Origin of the sequence: Mesotoga infera (genome assembly GCF_900157305.1) — a bacterium.
GTDB lineage: Bacteria > Thermotogota > Thermotogae > Petrotogales > Kosmotogaceae > Mesotoga > Mesotoga infera.
The window spans coordinates 917,244-934,113 of the sequence record NZ_LS974202.1 but is presented as its reverse complement, the minus strand read 5'-3'; the positions used below and the strand labels follow the sequence as shown (position 1 = coordinate 934,113).

17 protein-coding genes are annotated in these 16,870 nt (G+C 49.3%); all 17 read left to right on the top strand.

What is annotated here, in order from left to right; all coding sequences use genetic code 11:
* Positions 1–19: 19 nt before the first annotated feature.
* The gene (locus tag MESINF_RS04340) at positions 20–1,267 is read left to right on the top strand and encodes an ABC transporter substrate-binding protein (RefSeq protein WP_169698703.1); all 1,248 of its coding nucleotides are present in this window, start codon (positions 20–22) and stop codon (positions 1,265–1,267) included.
* Between the two features lie 42 nt (positions 1,268–1,309).
* Positions 1,310–2,176, top strand: a complete 867-nt coding sequence (locus MESINF_RS04335; protein WP_169698702.1) for a carbohydrate ABC transporter permease — start codon at positions 1,310–1,312, stop codon at positions 2,174–2,176.
* Between the two features lie 10 nt (positions 2,177–2,186).
* Entirely contained in the window at positions 2,187–3,029 is an 843-nt protein-coding gene (locus MESINF_RS04330) for a carbohydrate ABC transporter permease (protein WP_169698701.1), read from the top strand.
* A 4-nt stretch (positions 3,030–3,033) separates the two neighbouring features.
* The gene (locus MESINF_RS04325) at positions 3,034–3,858 is read left to right on the top strand and encodes a nucleoside phosphorylase (RefSeq protein WP_231936860.1); all 825 of its coding nucleotides are present in this window, start codon (positions 3,034–3,036) and stop codon (positions 3,856–3,858) included.
* Between the two features lie 2 nt (positions 3,859–3,860).
* The gene (locus tag MESINF_RS04320) at positions 3,861–4,631 is read left to right on the top strand and encodes an SDR family NAD(P)-dependent oxidoreductase (RefSeq protein WP_169698700.1); all 771 of its coding nucleotides are present in this window, start codon (positions 3,861–3,863) and stop codon (positions 4,629–4,631) included.
* Positions 4,632–4,847: 216 nt separating this feature from the next.
* Entirely contained in the window at positions 4,848–5,462 is a 615-nt protein-coding gene (locus tag MESINF_RS04315; protein WP_169698699.1) for a DUF6305 family protein, read from the top strand.
* Positions 5,455–6,741, top strand: coding sequence for a hypothetical protein (locus tag MESINF_RS04310; RefSeq protein WP_169698698.1), 1,287 nt, complete (start codon positions 5,455–5,457; stop codon positions 6,739–6,741). Before MESINF_RS04315 ends, MESINF_RS04310 begins: the two co-directional genes overlap by 8 nt.
* Before the next feature lie 60 nt (positions 6,742–6,801).
* Positions 6,802–8,466, top strand: a complete 1,665-nt coding sequence (locus tag MESINF_RS04305; RefSeq protein ID WP_169698697.1) for a dipeptidase — start codon at positions 6,802–6,804, stop codon at positions 8,464–8,466.
* Between the two features lie 117 nt (positions 8,467–8,583).
* A complete protein-coding gene (locus MESINF_RS04300) occupies positions 8,584–9,216 on the top strand; it encodes a DUF6305 family protein (protein ID WP_169698696.1) in 633 nt (210 codons plus the stop codon).
* A 68-nt stretch (positions 9,217–9,284) separates the two neighbouring features.
* Positions 9,285–10,589, top strand: a complete 1,305-nt coding sequence (locus MESINF_RS04295; protein WP_169698695.1) for a C4-dicarboxylate ABC transporter — start codon at positions 9,285–9,287, stop codon at positions 10,587–10,589.
* Positions 10,590–10,601: 12 nt separating this feature from the next.
* Entirely contained in the window at positions 10,602–10,754 is a 153-nt protein-coding gene (locus MESINF_RS04290) for a hypothetical protein (RefSeq protein WP_169698694.1), read from the top strand.
* Between the two features lie 10 nt (positions 10,755–10,764).
* Positions 10,765–11,913, top strand: coding sequence for a M14 family metallopeptidase (locus MESINF_RS04285; RefSeq protein ID WP_169698693.1), 1,149 nt, complete (start codon positions 10,765–10,767; stop codon positions 11,911–11,913).
* 287 nt (positions 11,914–12,200) lie between these two features.
* Positions 12,201–12,509, top strand: a complete 309-nt coding sequence (locus tag MESINF_RS04280) for a cytoplasmic protein (RefSeq protein WP_169698692.1) — start codon at positions 12,201–12,203, stop codon at positions 12,507–12,509.
* A gap of 31 nt (positions 12,510–12,540) precedes the next feature.
* A complete protein-coding gene (gene pdxA / locus MESINF_RS04275) occupies positions 12,541–13,566 on the top strand; it encodes a 4-hydroxythreonine-4-phosphate dehydrogenase PdxA (RefSeq protein WP_169700823.1) in 1,026 nt (341 codons plus the stop codon).
* A gap of 267 nt (positions 13,567–13,833) precedes the next feature.
* Positions 13,834–15,075 carry an ABC transporter substrate-binding protein gene (locus MESINF_RS04270; RefSeq protein ID WP_169698691.1) on the top strand — a complete coding sequence of 414 codons (1,242 nt, stop codon included), beginning with the start codon at positions 13,834–13,836 and terminating at the stop codon, positions 15,073–15,075.
* Positions 15,076–15,135: 60 nt separating this feature from the next.
* Entirely contained in the window at positions 15,136–16,038 is a 903-nt protein-coding gene (locus MESINF_RS04265) for a carbohydrate ABC transporter permease (RefSeq protein ID WP_169698690.1), read from the top strand.
* A gap of 3 nt (positions 16,039–16,041) precedes the next feature.
* On the top strand, positions 16,042–16,869 hold the full coding sequence (locus MESINF_RS04260; RefSeq protein WP_169698689.1) for a carbohydrate ABC transporter permease: 828 nt from the start codon (positions 16,042–16,044) through the stop codon (positions 16,867–16,869).
* The last annotated feature ends 1 nt before the right edge of the window (position 16,870 follow it).

Genomic DNA, 16,870 nt, shown 5'->3' with positions numbered 1-16,870 from the left:
TACCAAGGAGGTGAGTGCGTTGAGAAGGCTTTTTGTACTGCTGGTACTGTTGATCGGGATTTTTCTCTCTGCAACGACCATCGAGGTTTTGTGGATGGGCTGGCCACAGGATCAGGTCATGCAGCTGGTGAAAGCTTTCAAGGACGAGAACCCCACTATCGAAGTGGACATTCAACTTGTTCCGTTCGGGCAGCTTTTCCAGACTCTCGAAGTGAGACTCGCCGCGGGCGATGGGACGCCGGACGTTTATATCGTTGACGGTCCTAACACCGCGTCTTACGCGGCTAGAGGCTATTTACTGGCCCTGGACGATTATTTCACGGATGAAGAGATGGATGACTGGTTTAGCTCATCGATCGAAGAGGGGAGCTACAACGGCAAGTTTTATTCGGTACCATACGGCACATCTTCGGCCGGGATTTTTTACAACAAGGCCATTTTCAAGGAGTACGGAATACCCTTTCCACCCGAAAGGATCGACGAGAGATTGACATGGGATGAGGTTGTCGAAATTGCTAAAGCTCTCACCAAAGACACGAACAACGATGGTATAACTGACATTTGGGGCCTGGTGATCGAGCAGATAGACAGACCCTATCTTATATTCCCGATCGTACAATCGCTTGGAGCTCAAGTACTCTCCAGCGACGGGTTCGTCTCGCAGGGATATATCAACTCCAAGGAGTTCATAGAAGGCACAACTTTCTACTGGAAACTCTTCAACGAGTGGAAGATAAGTCCCCAGGGCGTTTCCGATTCAGCCATCGCCAGGGAGTATTTCGGTACCGGCAAGGCGGCCATGATGCTGGGCAACGAATGGAATATACGCAGGATGTCCCAGTATCCTTCGGTCGAATTCGGCCTGACACCCTTCCCTTATTTCGAAGGAGGAGCGATCGTCACTCCCACCGGAAGCTGGCATGTGGGAATAAACTCGAAAACCAAGAAGCTCGACGAAGCTCTGAAGTTCACCAAGTTCATTACCGGGAAAGAAGCCGTAATAACCTGGCACTTGCTGAACGGCATCGCTCCGGCTAGGTACGATGTCTATGAGGCCCTGCCCGAGGTCTTCGAAAATCCGATGTGGCAGACCTTCCTGTATGAGATGGAACACACCGCCGTGGCCAGGCCGGTAACGCCCGGTTACTCGCAATACGAATTGATGCTCAGAGAGGCTTTCAACTCTATTCACTATGGGGCCGATCCTAAGAAAACCCTTGACGATGCCGCAATTAGAATCGATAGAGAACTGAAGAGGTACAAATGATCGAAGGGGATCGTATTTGAATTTAATCTGGATGGTGCGGAAGTGTTCAGAAGTGGCAGAGTTGCATGGTTTTTTATATTACCCGCGCTGGTATTTCTTTTGTTGTTCAAGATCTGGCCGATAGGCGTCTCTTTTATCGAGAGTCTGACAACGACCAGTTTCAGAGGAACAAAGTCTTTTGTGGGATTTGAAAATTACTCCTATCTGTTCAAGTACGATCCCGTTTTCTGGAATTCCTTCTGGGTAACTCTCCTTTATTCGGCGATAGTCAACCCGCTGATAGTCTTGAGTTCCTTGCTCATGGCCTTGTTGCTCAACGGGTCGCATTTCTTCACAAAGTTTTTTCGAACGGTCTTTTTTCTGCCCACGGCGATCTCGTACGCGGTGGTCGCGGTTATCTGGTCAATCGTGCTCGACCCTTACTACGGACTGGCGAACAGTTTTTTAACTTCGCTAGGTCTTAAGCCACAGCCTTTTTTCGCCTCGCCCAATCAGGCGTTGTGGGGATTGATAATGCTGAACGTTTGGAGAAGTTCGGGATACTGGATGATGTACTTCCTGGCCGGCCTGCAGAACATTCCGGAAAGTCTCTACGAGGCGGCCGAAATGGACGGCGCATCGACCCTCCAGAAGACTCTGAAGATAACCCTGCCGCTCTTGACACGAACTATGTCTTTCGTTCTGGTAGCCAACACGGCCTTCAATTTTCTCAGTTTCGCTCCGGTATATATAATAACTAAAGGCGGACCGATGGGTTCGACCAACCTGCTCATGTACGAATCGTACAAGAGCGCCTTCGTGAATGCCGATATGGGCAGGGCATCGGCCATTACGTCGATACTTCTTGCGATCATTCTCGTCTTCAGCTTCTTCGAATTGAAGCTGACGAAGGCGAATTTTGAGTATTGAGGCGAGATTTATGAAAAGTGGCAGAGTCTGGAAAACAACATCGCTTTTCATAGTGCTGGCGATCATCAGTCTTTTCTTCATAGTGCCGCTGGTATGGATAGTAGCCTCGGCCTTAAGGCCGGCCGGATCGCTTTACCAGTACGCCAATCCCCTTACCTGGAGGACTTTCATACCCTCGAAACCGACGCTGGAGAATTTCGTACACATCTTTTCGAAGCTCAACTTTGGCAGGGCAATCGCCAACAGCCTTTTCGTTTCGCTAGTTACGATACTTCTCACGGTCTTCGTTTCATCGATGGCTGGATTTTCACTGGCGAAATTCAGTTTCAGAGGAAAGAACCTGGTCTTTGCCATAGTGTTGATAACCTTCATGGTTCCGTTCGAATCGATCGTGATTCCGCTTTATATTCTTGTGAAACAGCTAAAAATAGACAATACTTATTGGGCTCTCATACTTCCGGGCGTGGCGAACGGGCTGGCGATATTCCTCTTCAGGCAGTTCTTCTCGGAAGTGCCTTCGGAAATCATGGAAGCGGCCCGAATCGATGGCGCTTCCTGGTTCAGGATCTACTGGAGGATTTTGCTGCCCCTGAGTATGCCCGCGATAGTTACGGTTGTCGTCATGGTCTTCATGTTCCAGTGGAACTCCCTTTTCTGGCCGCTTGTTGCGACTCATTCCAGCAGGTTTGAAGTTGTGCAGGTGGCCATTGCTTCTCACAGATCTACCGAAAGTACGAGCTGGGCCAATCTTTTCAGCTCTGCGATCGCCGGTAGTCTGCCGCCTGTGATTCTATTTTTGTTTCTCCAAAAATACTTCGTTCGCGGAATAAGCGGAACTGGATTGAAGGGGTGAGCGTGTGGAAAGCATAAATATAAATATATCCAAGGACCATCTCAAGCTCTCCGTAGACAAATTGCCGGACGTCCTGCTCCTACCGGGCGATCCCGCAAGGGTATATGAGATAGGACGTTTTCTGGATAACGTTAAAGAGGTTGGGAACAACAGGGATTACTTGACCATAGTTGGTGAGTACAGGGGACTCCCAATAGCGGCCTGTTCGAGTGGCATGGGAGGTCCATCGACGGAGATAGCAGTGGTTGAGCTTCACAAACACGGCGTGAATACTATTATAAGAATCGGAACGTCCGGCGGTCTTTCAGAAAAAATCTCGCCCGGCGATTTAATTGTTCTTTCAGGTTGCATAAAGTACTCGGGAACTGCAAATCTGTTCGTGCCGGAGAATTTTCCATCGATCGCCGATTATAGAGTGCTTCAGGCACTGATATGCGCTTGCGACAGAGAAGGGACCACATTTCACGTCGGTCTGGGCCTTTCGGTCGATTCCTTTTACGCGACGAAGCCTGGATTGATTGGGAAGGACTTTCCTTCTACTATAAACGGCCAGATGGACCTCTGGAAATCAGCCGGAGCGCTTCAATTGGATATGGAGGCCGCTACACTGTTTGTACTGTCGTCGCTCCTGGGAATCTCAGCCGGAGCGATCTGCACCGCCGGCTCAAACATAACCAAAGGTTTGAGGCCTGAATATCCGCCATCTAACGACCCGGCTATCAGATGCGCGTGCGAAGCAGCGCTTCTATTCAAGAGATGGGAAAGACTTTCTGAACAAGCCGGAAAGAATTTCCTGATTCCACCGATCGAAGATAGGGGGAGAATATAATAATGGGAAAGAGACTTGAAAATAAAGTTGCGGTGATTTTCGGAGGCGCCGGAAGGATAGGAAGCTCGGCCGCCGAAGCCTTCTGGAGTGAAGGCGCTTCGCTCGCCCTGATAGATAAAAACTCGGAAAAACTGGCAACTATAAAACAACGTCTATTAAAAGGCAGGGGAGAAGACCAACGTTGCATCGCCATCGAGAGCAACATAGAGAGCGAGTCGGATGCACGGACAGTATCGCAAAAACTCATTGAGATCTTTGGAAGGATAGACATACTCCTCAACTGTCCTGCTTACATATTCCGCGCGCCTTTTCTAGATCACCCGGTGGAAGAGCTAGACAGGCAGTGGCATGTGAACGTGAGACTTGTTTTCATCTTTTCTCAGGCGATCGCGAGGGTAATGAAAGACGGAGGAGGTGGAAAGATTATCAATATGGCTTCGATCGGGGGCAAGTATCCAGAAAGGGAGCACACCGGCCACTGTGCGGCCAAGGCGGGTATAATAGCGATTTCGAGAGTCATGGCTCTCGAGCTGGCACAGTTCAACATCCAGGTCAACGTCGTGGCTCCAGGGCCGACCGAAACCGTTCCCTTCTCCTCGCCGTTCTACTTGCAACACCCGGAGGTCCTCCAGAGGATAGAATCCAGAACTCCGGCCGGAAGGATCGGTCAACCCGAAGACCATACCGGCCTGCTTGTCTTCCTAGCTTGCAAGGAGTCCGACTGGATTACCGGTCAGGTGATACTTTCCGATGGTGGATTGAGTCTAGTGTGAATAAGTGAATTAGAGTCGATTTCTAAATATGATCATGTAGTAGTTAAGAGACAACCGGATAAAAAAGCTCCTTTTTAAAACTTCTGTATCAAAATTGGAAAAGTTCGCTAATCGAAGTATTTATCTGGTACAATTTGGAGTATAGTAATTCTGACGGCAATTATGTATGTTCTTTCTGTCCAAAACTCACACTGGTTTTTAAACGGAGATGGTCTTTTGAAAATCTTTTTGTCTTTCTTGTTTTTTCTTATTACTACAATTTCTTTCGCCTATGTGCCGGACGTTCTACCTCCAATGGAAGACCCCATGTTAATGACCGTCTGGGGAGAGAGCCAGGAGATAGATACGGTGAACTACTTCTGCAGTAATCTTTTTATAGCCCGTGATTACGTTCCCGGAGCGACTTTGGAGCAGATGAAAATGGGCGCAAGTTTCGGTAAGGCAAAAGAAAGCGAGGGCGATATTTTCTACCATTTCTATACGCCTGGCACCCAATACAGGACCCTGATTGTGATTGCCGGTGGTGGATCCGAAAGGCATCTGGGGGATATCTCCAGAGTCGTGGAAATGGCAGCCGAAATTAAGAAAGAAAACGGACTGGTAATGATCATCGATATAGATGTGGATGATTCCGGTGATGACTCAATCAAGGCGGAGTTCGCCCGAAGATTGATTCCGTTTACAGATGCCGTTATATTTGCCGGTAGTTCTAGAGAAAATTATGCGTCCGCTTTGTATGAAGGTTCGCCAATCGTTTTGAAACTTTCGGTCGTGGTGGATCTTTTGATCGTTTTCGAGAGGGACTTCGGTGGGGGAAGATGTTGTGATTGATGGGAGAAAATGGATGAAGAGATACATGGTAGTTTTATTCGCTTTTTTTGCAGTTACGGTCTGCGCCGGTTTGACACTTTCTGATCAGGTCGTCGTGGGCGGAGACGGGAACGATGTGGGCAACGATATCGTTCTACTCGCAGACGGTAGTGTCGTAATAGCCGGTTACACCACTTCCTCGAAAGGCACTTTCTTTTCCAGTCATGGACAGGAAGACTTTCTCATAGCCAGGTTCGACAAAGATCTCGAACTAATATGGTGGAAGGCTTACGGTGGAAGCAAGCGCGATGTTGCTCAGGCGCTTACGACTACACGGGATGGAGGTTTCGTGCTTGCGGGATTGACGGAATCCTCCGACGGAGATGTAACCGGTAACAAAGGTTTGGGAGATTTCTGGGTGATAAGAGTTTCTTCGACGGGCGAGCTTGAGTGGCAGAAAACCTTCGGTGGAAGCGGACAGGACTACGCCTACGATGTGGTGGAGACTCCCGAAGGAAATATACTCGTTGCGGGATATACCAGATCGGATAACGGAGATGTCATAGGGTACGACTGGGGCGAGGATTTCTGGGTAATAGAGCTCAACTGCGACGGAGAGTTGCTCGGGCAGTGGCTCGCCGGGGCCTACCGGAGCGAAGATTGCGCTAAAAGGATCGCCATAGGCGACGACGGTTCGATTTACGTTGTCGGGTACTACGCGTTCAAAGACTGCAACGTCAGTTGCAACTACGTTGAAGAACAAACGTCCGTTTTGAAGATAGGGAGCGACGGAATCATACAATGGTTCAATCAATACGGAGGTTTCTGGTACGAAGCGGGATCGGATTTAATAGTTGCGAGCGATGGAAACATAGTCGTGGTCGGAGAACAGGACGCGGGGATTTCGATGTTCTCCAGCGGACTCGGCGGAAAGGATTTCTGGATTGCGTATATTTCACCCGATGGAACAGAGATCTCCAGCAACAATTTCGGCGGAAGCTTCTCAGACATCGCACGTGGAGTTGTACAGGTTGGAAAAGATGAATTCATTGTAGCCGGTTATTCAACATCCAGCGATAAAGATGTGGTTGGAAACCATGGAATGGCCGACGGTTGGATCATCCGGGTGAACACCGCCGGTAAAATTCTGGATAGGCTCGCAGTCGGAGGCTCAAAGGACGATGCGATACTATCGTTCTGTTATGGAGACAAAAAGCTGTATTTTACGGGATACTCCACTTCTTTAGAGACGGGTAATTCCGTGGGAAAAGATCTACTTGTCTTTACTGTGATTGAATAAGGTCTAACGACCTTAAATCCGGGGTATATCCCCAATACATTTTGTTGGGAGGGGTTTCAATTGCGTAAGATCCTGTTAGTCTTGCTTGCGGTTGCCGCAATCGTAACGATCGGTTGGGCCTGCACGACCATCATCGTCACCAAGGGCGCATCGGTTGATGGGTCGGTCATGACCAGCCATTCCGCAGATTGTGGTCTCTGCGATTTCAGGTATGTCTACGTTCCACCGGCGGATTATGAACCAGGCGCACAGAGAGCCGTATATCCATTCATCGAACCGTATCCGCGTTATGTGGGTAAGGACATGGGCCCGACCTACGATGATCCTAACTATCCACCGACAGAACCTCTTGGTTACATCGACCAGGTCGAGCACACCTACGGATACTTCGATGCAGTCTATGGAGTAATCAACGAACACCAGCTCGCGATCGGCGAGTGTACATGTTCGGCCAAAGTCTATGCGCAGCCCAAAGCCGGCCAGTGTATTTTCGACGTTGCCGCTCTTTCCAGAGTAGCCATGGAGAGATGCACGACGGCCAGAGAGGCAATCGAGCTCATGGGCGCGCTGGCCGTAGAGTACGGCTACTACGGCTGGGGCGAAACTCTCACAATAACCGACCCTCAGGAAGCCTGGGTCTTCGAGATCTGTGCGACACCGGACCAGAAGAGCGCTCTCTGGGCGGCCAAGAAAGTTCCCGACGGAGAAGTCTTCGTCGAATCCAACATGTTCAGGATCAGGGAACTCGATCCCAACGATCCCGACATAATGTTCTCCCCGAACCTGATCGAAGTCGCGACGGCGGCCGGCTGGTATGACCCCAGCTCCGGTCCTATCGACTGGATGGCAACCGTCAGCACCGGCGAATACTCCATGCCCTACTACAGTCTCAGAAGGACCTGGAGAGTTCTCGACAGGGTTGCTCCTTCCCTGGAACTTTCTCCGTGGGTAGAAGACAGCTTCACAAAGGCTTACCCGTTCTCGGTTGTTCCCGACAAGAAGCTCTCCGTGGCCGACGTGATCGACCTCTTCAGAGACCACTACGAAGGGACCGAGTTCGACCTGACACAGGGTCTAGCCGCCGGACCGTTCGGCAATCCTAACCGCTATTCTGGCTCGAGCAAACTGATCAAGGGCAGCTGGGAAAGAGCACTCTCGATCTTCAGATGTGAATACGTGTTTGTGTCTCAGGTTAGAGACTGGCTTCCCGATCCTGTCGGTGGAGTGGTATGGTGGGGCGCAGCGGCACCTCATGAAACGATACTCGTTCCGATGTACTGTGGCATCACCGATGTTCCTTACGCATATGACAGCGGCAGTCTCCAGAAATTCGATCGCGATGTCGCATCCTGGGCCTTCAATTTCATGGGCAACTGGGCCGAGCTGAAGTGGAGCTACATGTACCCGGAAATCCAGGCATTCCAGAAGAAGACTGAAGGCAAACTCTTCGCAATGCAGTCGGCGGTAGAAACCGCTGCGGCACAGCTTTACGAGGTGGACCCCGAACTCTGTAAGGAATTCCTGACAGATTACGTCGCCGATGTCACTGACAGAGTAATGGCAGAAACATGGGAATTCAACGAATATCTGATAACCAAGTACCGCGACGGTTACATCAACATCCCCGATGTTGGAAAGTCTGTTGGTTATCCCGACTGGTGGCTCAAGGAAGTCGGATACGCCGACGGCCATATCTTCGGACCGGACGGTTACAAAGCGAAGTAATCACTGTTGCCTGTCCCCATAAGGGGGCAGGCTTCTATATTTTTTTGTCCAGTGACTTGAAAAAGATCTTGTTTTGAGATAAAGCATTCCATAAAAAACTCAAAAGGAGGGTTTTATATGAAAAAGGCTATACTGATCCTTGTTGCCATCTCCGTTGTAACACTGGCGTTGGCAACTACGGATGTCAAGCTTATGCTTCCTCTGGCAATAACATCTGCCGGTCAGAGCGCCGAAGTCGAGACTGTCAATTACGTTGCCGACGAAGTCGGTCTTAAGTACGATTATTGTGACATTCTCTCCAAAGATGAATTCGCGGCCGGTGTAGGACTGGCAGATGCCAAATCCGGAATTGGCAAACATGTTACAACTCTCTCACCCGATCCAAAGGGCACGAAGTTCCAGACGCTTATTCTTGTCGTGGGCGCAGATCTGAAGGGCATGGGTGCATCCGGTCTTTCGGTGGATACCGAAGTCGCAAGACTGAAGAGCCTTATCGAGTATGCCAAGGCCAACGGTATTAAGATCGTTGCAATAGCAATCGGTGGGGAGATCAGACGTGGACTTCCAGGAAGCCCGAACGAAGTCATGATCGACACGGTTCTTCCCTCTGCAGATGTATTGGTGTTCACGAGCGATTCAAACAAAGATGGACGCTTCTCGAACGAAGCCAAAGCAAGAAACGTTCCGGCTATAGAAATAGAGTCGGCCTTCGACCTTCTGGATACGTTCACCACGATCTTCGGCCTTTGATTTTCCCATTGACCGGCGTTGTCACAGGGGTTGTGAGAGAGCCGGTTTAATTGAAGGGGGTAGTAAAATTGTCTGCTGATGCAATTTACATGCAAACGATCATCGCAGGTATAGTAATGGTCGGGGCGTACGTGGTCGGGAAGTTACTCAAGTTCTCGACGGAAATGTGTATGTTCCTGGCAGTGGTTGGCGGAGGTATAGCAGGGGGCGCCGGATTTGACCTTTTCAGGCATCTTGCGGAAGGATCTGTCACCTATCTCGATATCGGTTTGATATTTGTTTTTGCAACGATCTTCATGAATATCATCAAAGAATCCGGTGGGACAAACTACATAGTGAGGAAAATCGTAGGAGCTTTCTATAATAAAAAGACCCTCATGTTGATTCTCCTTATGTGTGTAATCCTCGTTCCAGGAGCCCTTACCGGAGCAGGGAGTATCTCAGTTCTCGTCGTGGGCGGAACCGTCGCAGCCGCCTTAGGTGCGATGGGACTTTCGCAAGTCACGATATCGGCGATAATATTCATAGTAGCCGGTCTCAGCGCTGCCGCTCCACCAATCAACATATGGGCTATGATGACCTGTGCGGGTACAGCCATACCTTATGTTGGGTTTACAATGCCGCTTTTAATACCAATCATAATTCTCGGTCTTTTCACCGTGTTGTTCCTAGGAAGAAAGGCCAAAGTCGTTGACAAAGAAAAGGCCCTCAAGGATATTCCCGAGCCCAAAGGTCTGAGCGGTTGGAGCGTCGGAATTCCCTTCCTGGTTCTTATATTTTTGCTCGCCGCCCCGAGGATCTGGCCCTTCGACTTCCCCGTTCTCGGTCTGCCTCTGTCGTTTGCGATATGTGCGATCGTGGCCTGGATAATGAACTACAAGCGAGTCGATATACTCAAGGTGAGCAAAGATACGGTTTCTCAATTGACACCTCTACTGGCCACCACCGCGGTCGTTGGAATGCTTGTTCAGATAATGAGCTTCAACGGAGTCAAAGGCTTGATCTCCATGTGGATCGTCACGGCTCCTCTGATCGTCGTCTGGATAATCCTGCCATTCATAATACCGATCTCCGAAGGTTTGCTAACCTACGGAGGCGCGATGGTTATCGGTATTCCTCTCATCTGGATGCTGAACTCTAACGGCATAAATCCCGTTATCGTTCTGGCCGGTCTGAGTCTGCTGTGGCCTCTCGGTGACGGATTGCCACCGACCGCGCTCATCGGACGCCTGACAGTAAGTACCGTCGGCTACAAAGGCTCTTACGGCTCCTTCCTGAAGGAGTGTATAGTTCCCTGGATAGCTATTACCGTCGTGGGAATGATAATGGTTATCTTTGCCAACAACCTCAGCTTCCTGATGATGGTGGGTTAAGGAGGAATTGTCATGACTTTTATCATGATCCTTTATTACGTGATGACAGCCTATGTAGTGGGCATGCTTATATGGAATTTCATCAAAACCAAGGACATAAAAAGTGAAATACTCTACGCATTGGCCCTTCTACCACTCATTCTCAGATTACTGAGAATGAAATAGGAGGGATTGTATGATGAGAAAATGGATTATTCTGGCGGTACTGCTGCTGGTGGTTCTGGCCGGTGGAATTCCTCTGTACCTGCAACGAAACTTCAAAGAAGAGGTCGTTGCCGGTCCGGGTGTAACCGATGTCTTCAAATTGAGCAGATACTTCAGCGGCATCGAAGGAACTATAGCCGATACCGACGTCTTCGAATTGAAAGGTTCCGAAGAGGGAGGGAAGATGCTCATAATAGCCGGTACGCACGAGAACGAACCCTCTGCGGCGCTCACGGCATTCTATCTTATTGAAAATCTGAAAGTCGATCGTGGAACTGTTTACATAATCCCTCATTTCAACAGAAGCGGTTCGCTCGGCACTCAGCCCGGAGGCGGTTTCCCGTTGTATTTCAGTATGGAAACTCCCTGGGGAGAGAAGACTTTCAGAATGGGCGACAGAGGATTTCAGGCTCTCGATCAGTGGCCCGATCCCGATGTCTATATACATTATCCCGAAGGTCAGGCCATGTCTTACATAGACGCGAGAAACACTAACAGAGCCTGGCCGGGAAGACCGGACGGATACTATGCCGAACAGGTAACCTACGCCACCATGGAGATGATAAAGAAGGAAAAGATCGACATCGTTATCGATCTCCACGAAGCCGAGGCCATGTATCCGGTCACCAACTGTATAGTCGTACCGGAGAAATCGATGAGCTACGCCACCGGAGCCTCGTTCTACGTCAAGGGTAGAGAAAAGTTCGAAAACCATGTCGAACGCTCCCCAACGGCTTTCAGAGGACTGTCTCACAGAGAAATCGGCGACTGGTCGGACGCCTATCCCTTCCTGCTGGAGTCTCCCGGCGTTCATCTGGACCAGATAACCGCGGCCAAAACTCCCGAGCTGATAATGGACGGTATCGATCCCTTCGTTCTCAAAGCCGCCGAAAAGGGACTTCTATTTATTCCTTACGATGAAAACGGTTTCTCGATGGATAGAAGGGTTGGCCAACACTCTTCGGTCATTCAGGAAATAGTTGTACAGTGGTCGAAGAAGAACCCCGAAAGAGGTCTTACCATTTCTGCGCCCAAATACAAGGAGATCGTTGAAAATGGTCTCGGTTATTTCTTCAAAGATCCTTCCAAAGCCAACAAGGACGATGTCTATTACCAGTAAGTGATCTCTCGAGTCCGGGGAAAGACCTTTCCCCGGACTTTTTTTATTCCCCGTTCTACAGTGATTTCGAAGGATCTTCGTTACCACTTTGAAATATCCCTTTGACGAATCTTATATTGTATCATTGGTATATCCTGACAGAATCCAGACCAGAAAAACTGTAATATGGTCGGCAGGTCTGGGAAAAACTGGCGATAGACCGACTCACACACGGCCATAGCAATATCATAGAACATTCACAGGGCGAAAATCTGGCAGGAAAGTTGTGAGAACATGGAGGATAGCCAATGGAAAGGATCATCGTTACTGTGGAGCCCGACCTGGAAGGTCTCATAGATGGATTTCTAGTTAGCAGACAACTCGATTCCGAGAAACTCCAGAAGGCTATTGTAGAGCATGATTTCCAAGAGATAAAGAATATTGGAAACTCTCTCAGGGAAGCCGGTTCCGGTTGTGGGTTCGATTTTATTTCAATAATTGGTACGAAGATCGAAATGGCCGGTACTCAGAAAAATAAACTGGGTGCCGAAATAGCCCTGGACGCTCTCAACTGGTATCTCGGAAGAATAAGGACCGAAGTCTTCGGAGAGGGATAATATGAAGTGCGGAACTATCTCCGTGGACGACATGAGTAAAGCAAAACCTCTTGAATTGAAAATTCCGCCGGGCAATCCCGTTATCGCCGTAACTACGGGCGACCCTGCGGGGATAGGCCCGGAAATAACTGCAAAAGCCGTTGCCGGTGGAGGAATATACGAGTTTTGTAGGCCTTTGGTAATAGGTGATCGCAAAAGCATCGAGAGAGAGATCGTTCACAACGAATTGAATTTAACAATAAGTGAAGCAGGAGACTCAGGAGAAGGTGATTACCGTCCCGGAAGACTCGTGCTCCTATCACCACGATCCCTTCAGGAAAACGACTTTCCCATTGGAAAAGTATCGGCCGATTGTGGTAGGGCCGCCTTCGAATACATACGCCAGGCCGTTCAACTGGCCCTTGCAAAGAGGGTTGCCGCAATAGTCACAGGTCCTATCAACAAGCAATCCTTGAAAGAATCCGGCATCACACTCACCGGCCACACAGAGATTCTGGCCGAACTCACCGGCACGCGTGATCCCTTGACCATGTTCGAGATCTACGGAGAGATGAGAGTTTTCTTTCTTTCCAGACATGTATCGCTTCGGCAGGCCTGTGATATGGTGAAAAAAGAGAGGGTGCTGGATTATATAATACGCTGCACGGAAGCCTTAAAACAGTTGAGATTGAAAGACGATAGACCTTTTGCGGTAGCCGGTCTCAATCCACACTGCGGGGAAAACGGTCTCTTCGGCAGAGAGGAGATCGATGAAATAATACCCGCCATCGAAGAAGCCAGAAAAGCGGGGATCAAGGTTGCGGGTCCCTTCGGAGCCGATTCGGTCTTCGCCATGGCCCGCAAGGGAGAGTTCTCGGCCGTATTGTCCATGTATCATGATCAGGGCCACATTGCGGCCAAGACGCTGAATTTTGCCAGAACCGTCTCGGTGACACTTGGAATGCCCATATTGAGAACCTCGGTCGATCACGGCACTGCTTTCGACATAGCCGGTAAGGGTTTAGCAGACCCCGCCAGCTTGATCGAAGCGGTGAAACTCGCCGCTGTATATGCTTGATTTTGCCCAATTCGCTACTGATAGACCATAGGTAGCTGTAAAAGGCGAGAATCGATTCTGTTCGTGATGTTTTAAGTCTTCATTTTTGCATGGCCCGTATTGTATAATCATTCTGACAATGATGGATTTTTAAGAGGTAGTATTTCGGTAGTCAGCTTTAGCAAGGGAATTCAGTACCATACCTTTTTGACAGATGTTGTATAGATGTTATTGAACATAGAATAAGCGAACCATCCGTTCTCAACTTTAAGTGTTAGGAGGGGAAAAATGAAAAAGAAAATTTTGCTAGTTGTTGTAATGGCTCTACTTGTTGTGAGTGCTTTTGCCGGCAAAGTTACAATCTGGAGCTGGCGAACACAGGATGCCGAGGTCTGGCAGAAGATCGAAGCGCTTCTGAAAAGCAGGGGCCACGATATAACGATCGAATTCACCGCTTACGCTCCAACCGAGTACGACTCGAAAGTCAACCTCGCTCTTCAAACAGGAACAGGACCGGATATAGTTTACTCCAGAAGACTCCCCGGTGGAAGAACACAGGTACTGATCGAAAATGGTCTCTATCTGCCGATCGATGAGTATGTAGATCTGACTTATTTCCCACAGGCCTCGTTGAACTCGGTGACCTGGCAAAACAAAGTGTACGGAGTTCCCTTCGCGGTACAGGTAGTCGGAATCTTCTACAACAAAGATTACTACGATCAGTTCGGACTGAAAGAGCCGACAACCTGGGACGAACTGGTGGCCAACGCCGAAGTTCTGAAGAAGAACGGCATCGACCCCTTCTTTGTTTCAGGTAAGGAAGCCTGGACACTCACCATGCAGCATGCGATGGCCGGAGTCAGTGTCCTCGGACCGGAATGGATAAAGGATCTCACAGAAGGCAAGACCAACTTCCTCGATCCGAAGTTCACCGATCTCAACAGGAGACTCAACGATCTCAAGATCTACTACCAGAACGGATTCATGGGTAACTCTTCTGTCGATCAGGACGCTTCTTTCGCCTTCGGACAGACCGCAATGGTTTTCTACGGCATATGGGGCTACCAGACATGGAAGCAGCTCAACCCGGACATCCACGTGGGTTACTTCATGGTTCCTCCGATAACTGCAGATCAGAAACCATACGCTTACACTTATCTCGACGGAGCCATAGCGATGACATCCAACGTAAAGAACATGGAAGATTCGATCGAAATCCTGAAATTCTGTGCAACCCCTGAGTTCGGTACCATCTTCGCCGGGGTAACGTACAACATCCCCGCGGTGACCGGTTCGACTCTTCCGCCCGATCCAGTTCTTCAAGAGGCTCTGGAAATTTACTCGAACCACGCCTCTCCATACGTTTACTGGGTCGGCTCGGTCTTCACCACTCAGAAGCCCTCTCTGTACGACGATGTTCTGAGCCCGGGTATGCAGGAAATGTACGCCGGGAAGCTCACTCCGGAAGGACTATCCAAGATGGCTCAGGATGCGATTTCTCAGTGGTACCCACCGCTAATGAATAAGTAAACCTTTGATTTTCACTCTTCCCCGCCTCCGCGCGGGGGAGAGTTCTTTGAGGAGTCTATGATGAGTATAAAACTTAGATATCTTCTCGTTTTCATAATTCCAGCGATGCTTCTCTATACGGTCTTCATCATCTATCCGCTCTTTGACAGTCTCATTCTCAGTTTCTTCAGCTGGCCGGGGGTTGGAGCGAGAACTTTTGTGGGTGTGAAAAACTTTCAGACGCTTTTCACTGGTTCCTACGCTAAAGAACTTTTCAACGCTTTTCTGCACAACGTTTATTTCTTTCTGCTCCTGATCGTGCTTGAACTTGGACTGGGCTTTCTGATAGCCCTGATGCTAGCCAGCAAGATAAAGGGAGCGGGCGTATTCAGAGTCGTCACTTACATTCCTAACATGATACCCTTGGTTCTGGTCGGTTTCATGTGGGGGCTCTTCCTTAATCCGCAGGTTGGCCTGGTGAACCAGCTCCTCAAGCTGGTGGGGCTTGGCAGGCTGGCACAACCGTGGCTCGGTCTGGAGAGCACAGCTCTTACGACTATAATCCTCGTGAACGTCTGGCGTAATCTCGGCTTTTACGTTCTGGTAATCCTGGCCGCCATACTGGATATCTCGCCGGATTTGATAGAGGCTGCCTACATAGATGGGGCCAACAACTGGAAAATAACCTGGCGGATAATATTCCCCCTTACTTTTTCAACCTTCAGAACGCTGGCGATTCTCCTTTTCATATGGAGTTTCAATATATTCGACACGGTTTACGCCCTGACAGGTGTTCAGGCCGGTCCCTACAGATCCACGGACGTTCTCGGAACACTCTTCTACAGAACGGCTTTCGGCGGGTTGGGAAGCGGCGCGGTAGATATGGGGCTGGGAGCGTCGGTCACGGTCTTTATATTTATGATAGTCATGCCCGTTTCAATCCTTTACGTTTACCTCGTGGAGAAGAGACAAAGGAGTGCTTGAGAAATGCTTAAATTGAGTCTTTTCGGAAAAATAATAGTTTACATACTTCTGGCCGTTTACTGTCTGGTTATTCTCGTCCCCTTTTTCATGATGATCCTGAACTCCCTTAAATCCATGAGGGATATATTCATGAAGCCCTTCTCCTTCCCCACGAAAGTACTGTACGATAACTATACCAAAGCCTGGAACCAGGCCGGAATAGGCACGGGTTACAAAAACAGCGCCTTGGTGGCGGGAGTGTCCGTAGTAGGAATACTGATAGTTTCTTCTATGTTCGCATATGCAATCTCTAAGTACGAATTCAGGGGCCGCAGGTTCCTTTTCATTTACTCGATGCTCGGGCTTGCCTTCCCCGCGAGATTGGCGATAATACCGATCTTCATACTTCTGAGAAACCTTACGCTCACTAATTCGCTTTTCGGTCTGATTCTGATATATACATCAGTGAACATACCCTTTTCGGTCTTCCTGCTCAAGAACTTTATCGACGGTGTCCCGAACGAACTGTCGGAGGCCGCGAGAATAGACGGGGCCACACCCATGCAGATTTACTGGAAAGTCGTGTTGCCCTTGGTGAAACCGGCTCTTTCGATCGTGGCGATAGTGAGTTTCGTCAATGTCTGGAACGACTTTTTCTTCCCCCTTATATTTATCAACGACAAGTCGAAGGCCACCATAACGCTCGCCATTTCGATCTTCTTCGGCGAATATTCTAACCAGTGGCCGCTTTTGTTCTCGGGACTCACGCTCGCGATCGCGCCGACCATAATACTCTTCCTGCTTTTCTCTCGACAGTTCATCACTGGAATGACCCAGGGGGCGATAAAGTGAG

Excerpts from the sequence above, each read along its gene's own strand:
- MESINF_RS04320 (WP_169698700.1), top strand. The coding sequence starts at position 3,861 with ATGGGAAAGAGACTTGAAAATAAAGTTGCGGTGATTTTCGGAGGCGCC.
- MESINF_RS04280 (WP_169698692.1), top strand. The coding sequence starts at position 12,201 with ATGGAAAGGATCATCGTTACTGTGGAGCCCGACCTGGAAGGTCTCATA.
- MESINF_RS04330 (WP_169698701.1), top strand. The coding sequence starts at position 2,187 with ATGAAAAGTGGCAGAGTCTGGAAAACAACATCGCTTTTCATAGTGCTG.
- MESINF_RS04260 (WP_169698689.1), top strand. The coding sequence starts at position 16,042 with ATGCTTAAATTGAGTCTTTTCGGAAAAATAATAGTTTACATACTTCTG.
- MESINF_RS04290 (WP_169698694.1), top strand. The coding sequence starts at position 10,602 with ATGACTTTTATCATGATCCTTTATTACGTGATGACAGCCTATGTAGTG.
- pdxA (WP_169700823.1), top strand. The coding sequence starts at position 12,541 with ATGAGTAAAGCAAAACCTCTTGAATTGAAAATTCCGCCGGGCAATCCC.
- MESINF_RS04285 (WP_169698693.1), top strand. The coding sequence starts at position 10,765 with ATGATGAGAAAATGGATTATTCTGGCGGTACTGCTGCTGGTGGTTCTG.
- MESINF_RS04270 (WP_169698691.1), top strand. The coding sequence starts at position 13,834 with ATGAAAAAGAAAATTTTGCTAGTTGTTGTAATGGCTCTACTTGTTGTG.
- MESINF_RS04300 (WP_169698696.1), top strand. The coding sequence starts at position 8,584 with ATGAAAAAGGCTATACTGATCCTTGTTGCCATCTCCGTTGTAACACTG.
- MESINF_RS04265 (WP_169698690.1), top strand. The coding sequence starts at position 15,136 with ATGAGTATAAAACTTAGATATCTTCTCGTTTTCATAATTCCAGCGATG.